Below are 1205 nucleotides of genomic sequence, written 5' to 3'. Positions count from 1 at the left end.
TGACCCCGCGAGGTGGTCCAACGGTAGCGTTAGACCTTGCAGGTTAGCGGGGCTCATGCCGCGCACCCTCATAGTAAGGCGGCGGGAGCCCCGCGGGCAAGATAGTCTCCGGTGCCGGCGGCCTGTAGCCGAGCGATGAGTGTGGCCGCAGCTGGTTATAATCGCGCCTCCACCATTCGATGAGGGTCTGAGCTTCCTTCAGTGTATAGACTACCTCCCGGTCCAGGAACTCATCCCTGAGCTTGGAGTTGAAGCTCTCGCAGTAGCCGTTCTCCCAGGGTGAACCGGGTTCAATGTAGAGGGTTTTCACCCAGGGACGCCCCTGCCACTCCCTGACCGCTGTAGCGATGAACTCTGGTCCGTTGTCGGATCGAATATGCTCGGGCGGACCGTGGCTGAGGAACAGCTCGGAGAGCTCCTCCAGAACATGCTGGGAGTTGAGCCTTCGTTCGACCCGGATCGACAGGCACTCCCTGGTGAACTCATCGATGATGCACAGCATCCGATAGACCCGGCCATCGTGTGTCCGGTCCTGAACGAAGTCGTAGCTCCAGACGTGGCCAGGATACTGTGGCCTCAGCCGAATGCAGGAGCCATCGTTCAGCCATAGGCGCCCGCGTTTCGGTTGTTTCTGGGGAACCTTGAGCCCCTCCCGCCGCCAGATGCGATAGACACGCTTTTGGTTCACATGCCATCCGTCACCCGGCGATAGCCATAGCGACCATACTGCTCAGCCAACTGAACGATAGCCCGCGTCAGCGCCTTCTCGCCAGGGCGGCCCGAAGGTCGCTTCCTCTGGGTTGAGCGATGCTGACCCACCACCTCACAAGCACGACGTTCAGAGACACCGTGCTCCTTGGTGACATGATCGACGCAAGCGCGGCGGCGGGAGGGGCTCAGAAGTTTCCCTTTGCCGCCTCAGATAAAATCAGCTTGTCGAGCGTAAGATCCGACACAGCCTTCCGTAAGCGTTGGTTCTCTTTCTCAAGCTCTTTGAGCCGCTTCGCCTAATCAACCTTCAGGCCGCCATACTCCCGTCGCCATCTGTAATACGTTTGCTCGGTCACCCCGATCGCCCGACACGCGATCCCGATGGTCTCGCCCTTCGCTAGGCGCACCTCAACCTCACGCAAACGGCCAATGACCTCCTCGGCAGTCCGTCTTTTCCGTCCCATTCCTCAGCTCCTCAGTTGGAGCCAAGTCTA

The 1205-nt window shown here is 59.9% G+C and carries 1 pseudogene; it reads right to left on the bottom strand.

The features are described from left to right. Window positions 1-43: 43 nt before the first annotated feature. A pseudogene (locus tag NOG11_RS14845) lies at window positions 44-1175 on the bottom strand (IS3 family transposase). Between the last annotated feature and the right edge of the window lie 30 nt (window positions 1176-1205).

Source organism: Parvularcula maris, from assembly GCF_024505085.1.
Taxonomy (GTDB): Bacteria; Pseudomonadota; Alphaproteobacteria; order Caulobacterales; family Parvularculaceae; genus Parvularcula; species Parvularcula maris.
Note: the sequence above shows the minus strand (reverse complement) of the source record. Positions and strands in the feature narration are given on the sequence as shown.